The following is a 3787-nucleotide window of genomic DNA, read 5'->3' on the forward strand; positions in this document are numbered from 1 at the left end:
GGTGACCAGGACGGCTGGGGCACCAATAGGTTGTCAAAGGCCGAGTCGATTTTGGGGACTGGGATGCCCCAAAATCTATCACGAGGTCGAAGACACGCTTGATGTAGGTAACGATGGAAAAGATCATCGCAGACACCAGTCCAAGCAAAATGGGTATCATGTTTCTTTACCTCTGGATTACAGCTAATAATTTAACATATTACTTTTTTCTAATACATGGGCATTGACAATTCGCAATCAGGTGCGGCGGGAGAATCCTTGAAGACCTTTCTGGTTGGCGGTGGTGTGCGCGACAAGTTATTGAATATAAAGGTAGTTGACCGGGACTGGGTCGTGGTGGCTGCGAGCGAGGATGACATGCTGAAAATGGGATATATTCCCGTTTCGGGCGCGTTTCCCGTGTTTCTCCATCCTCAGACCGGGGAAGAGTATGCGCTGGCGCGGCGCGAGCTGAAGACAGGACCCGGTTACCATGGTTTTTCAGTGGAAACCGGACCGCAGGTGACCCTGGAGGAGGATCTGGCGCGCCGGGATCTTACCATCAATGCCATGGCAGAAGATGAGCAGGGGAACATTATCGACCCCTTTGGTGGCCGGGAAGATCTGGAAAACGGGATATTACGCCACGTTACCCATGCTTTTACAGAAGATCCCGTACGATTGCTGCGCATTGCAAGATTTTCGGCGCGTTTTGGCCGCTGGGGCTTTCGTGTGGCCCATAGCACTCATGCGCTGATGAAGAAAATGGTGGCTTCCGGGGAGCTTCAGCATCTGAAAGGACCGCGCGTCTGGCAGGAAATGCGCAAGGCGCTCATGGAAAAGCAGCCGTGGCGGTTCTTTGAGGTACTCCATGCCTGTGGCGCACTGGCGCAGCTGTTCCCGGCGCTGGCCACGGCCATGTCGGAAGCTGCCAGACACGGAAAGACCGGGGACAGTCCGCCCGTTGCCGCGCTGAAGCGGGCGGTGGCACAGGATCTGGATCTGCGGGAGCGTTTCGTCTGTGTGATGCAGTACGCGGTGGATGCCGGTCACAGTGCCAGGCAACTGCTGGCGTGGCTGGGTGTGGAGAAAAAAACCGCGGCGCTGCTGACAGACTGGCAGCAGGCCCGCAAGCCGCTGGCGCAGCTGCCTGATGGCAAAGCGGCGGATTACTATCGGTATCTACGGCAATTCCGCACCAGCCTGCCGGCGCTGAATCGGCTGATACCTGTTTGCCTGCCGGAACTGGCGGAGACGCTGCTGCCTCGCCTTGAAAAAGCCGCAACGGCCCTGGCTGCTGTCGATGTGGGGCAGTTGCAGGCGGAAGGCTGGCAGGGAAAGGCGCTGGGGGAAGAGATCGCCCGCCGTCAGCAGCTGGCGATCGAAAGGCAGTTGGGGGAACCCGATGAATCCTGAAAGGGTGCAAGTCACCGGACAGGCCAAGCCCGGCATCTGGCATATCCTGCGTACGGGCCGTCTGCTGTTTCCCTCGCTGCTGCTGGCAAGTGGCGTGCTGCTGGGCAGCGTGGTCGCTCTTGGCGCGCTGTTTGGCCAGGGATTGGGCGGGCCAGGCATCTACCTGCTGGTGCTTGCAAGCGGACTGGCGCTGGTGGGGCTGGTGGCATTCATGCTGCAGATGAAACGCCAGCTGCTCATGCCACTGGCCGTGCTCGAAAATTCTGTTGCGCGGGTTTCCCAGGGTGAACCCGGTGCGACCCTGCCGGACAGTGATACCGGCGTGTTTCACGGTATGGTGCAGGACATCGACAGCATTTCCGAAGAGCTGATGGATCTGTACGAAGACATGGACAGCCGCATCGCACGGCATACCACGCGTCTGGCGCAAAAGACCGCATCGCTGAAAATACTGTATGACGTCGCCGCCACCATCAATGAGGTGGAGGATCTGGACGAACTGTTGCTGCGCTTCCTGCGGGTGCTCAAGGAGATGGTGAACGGTATCGCCATCAGCGCCAGGGTAGTGCAGCTGGGCGGGCGTATGCGGCTGGTGGGGGCCATCGGGCTGGATGACGAGCTGCAGCGGGAGGCGCAGTTGCTGCCCCTGGAGATCTGCCCCTGCGGTATGGTGCTCTCTCCCGGTGATGTATGCTGCGAGCACGAGGCGCAATACTGCGTCCACCAGCTGGGGCGGAAGATGTATGGCAGTGATGAGGTGGAGATGATCCCTGTGCCCCTGGAATACCAGGGTGACGTGTTGGGTGAATATGACATCTATGTGCAGAAGCCCGGTGTTTCGGACAGGGAAGACATTATGGAACTGCTGGCTACCGTTGGCAGTCACCTGGGCATGGCGGTCGCCAAACACCGCTCGGATGAGAACGCCCACCGCCTGTCCATTTATGAAGAACGCAATGCGCTGGCTCACGAACTGCACGATTCCCTGGCGCAGACCCTGGCCAGCCTGCGCTTTCAGATTCGCATGATGGAAGACAGCCTGCAGCAGGTGCAGGGTTGCCGGATGGTGGAGGAAGATCTTGAACGCATTCGTAACGGCGTGGATGAGGCGCATACCGAATTGCGTGAGCTGCTCAACAGTTTCCGTGCTTCCATGGATGGCCGCGATCTCAGCTCGGCGCTGGAGAAGCTGGTGCAGCGCTTCTCATCGGAAACCGGTATTCCAACCTATTACCAGCAGGAATGTGCCCAGCTGAAACTGTCGTCCTCCGAGGAAATGCAGATGTTGCGCATCGTGCAGGAAGCCCTGGCGAACACACGCAAACATGCCCGGGCGCATACCGTGCGCGTGTTGCTGACCTGCCGTGCCGGCCGATATGTGCTGCTGGTGGAAGACGATGGTGTAGGATTCGAGGGCAAAGCGCGGGAAGGGCATCCCGGCGAACACATCGGTCTTTCCATCATGGAGGAGCGGGCAAGACGTCTGGGGGGCGAGTTGCGAATAGAAAGTGAAGTGGGTGAGGGTACACGGGTGGAACTGATCTACGCGCCCGAGGTACAGCCGCGGGACATCGACCGGAAATGGACAAGCTGATGCGAATATTGCTGATAGACGACCACGCCCTGTTCCGCATTGGTCTGCGGGAACTGCTGGAGCGCCGCGGACTGGAAGTAGTGGATGCGGTTGGTGACTGTGAGGCGGGTATCGCCCTGGTAGAAGAGAAGCAGCCCGACGTCGTGCTGCTGGACATGCGCATGCCGCAGATGAGCGGCCTGGACGTGCTGCAGGTGCTGCGGGACAAGGGGCAGCAGATGCCCATCGTGATACTCACCACCAGCCGGGTGGAAACCGACGTGATTGCGTCTTTGCAATGCGGCGCCCAGGGCTATCTGTTAAAAGATATGGAACCGGATGACCTGATACGCTCGCTGAACGACATCGTGGCCGGACAGACCGTGGTCGCCAATGAACTGACCATGGTGCTGGCGAAGGCAGTGCGGGGCGATGAGCCCAAGAAGAGTGAATCAGCGATGGATCAGCTGACGCCCAGGGAGCAGGAAATACTTTGCCTGCTGGCCGAGGGACAGAGCAACAAGGTTATTGCCAGGAACCTTGGCATATCAGACGGTACGGTGAAACTGCATGTCAAAGCCATCCTGCGCAAGCTGAGCGTACACTCGCGGGTGGAGGCGGCGGTGATTGCAGTGGAACAGAAGTTCTGCCGGAAAAGCGAGTCCTGATGCCGGTGGATGACAACAGAACAACATGAATTAGGTGAGAAACAATAAATGAAACGTTTTCTGGAACTGGTAAAAGACTGCCTGCACAACGTCAAGGAACACATGCCCTGGGATCTCGAAGAACGTCTCAAGGAGAACCCGGACATCCTGC

2 protein-coding genes and 1 pseudogene are annotated in these 3787 nt (G+C 58.4%); all 3 read left to right on the forward strand.

Annotated elements, in window-relative coordinates:
• Positions 1-258: 258 nt before the first annotated feature.
• Positions 259-888, forward strand: a pseudogene (cca, locus tag ACOCD2_RS14150) (multifunctional CCA tRNA nucleotidyl transferase/2'3'-cyclic phosphodiesterase/2'nucleotidase/phosphatase); the annotation flags it as partial.
• A gap of 496 nt (positions 889-1384) precedes the next feature.
• A complete protein-coding gene (locus ACOCD2_RS14155) occupies positions 1385-2989 on the forward strand; it encodes an ATP-binding protein (RefSeq protein ID WP_293647727.1) in 1605 nt (534 codons plus the stop codon).
• Positions 2989-3636: a response regulator gene (locus ACOCD2_RS14160; RefSeq protein ID WP_293647725.1), complete on the forward strand. Its 648-nt coding sequence runs from the start codon at positions 2989-2991 to the stop codon at positions 3634-3636. The genes ACOCD2_RS14155 and ACOCD2_RS14160 overlap by 1 nt, the downstream gene beginning before the upstream one ends.
• Positions 3637-3787 lie beyond the last annotated feature (151 nt).

This window comes from Thiolapillus sp. (genome assembly GCF_048562965.1).
GTDB lineage: Bacteria > Pseudomonadota > Gammaproteobacteria > Chromatiales > Chromatiaceae > Thiolapillus > Thiolapillus brandeum_A.

What these genes read in the sequence shown, in the direction of transcription:
- ACOCD2_RS14160 (WP_293647725.1), top strand. Translation starts at nt 2,989, where the DNA reads ATGCGAATATTGCTGATAGACGACCACGCCCTGTTCCGCATTGGTCTG.
- ACOCD2_RS14155 (WP_293647727.1), top strand. Translation starts at nt 1,385, where the DNA reads ATGAATCCTGAAAGGGTGCAAGTCACCGGACAGGCCAAGCCCGGCATC.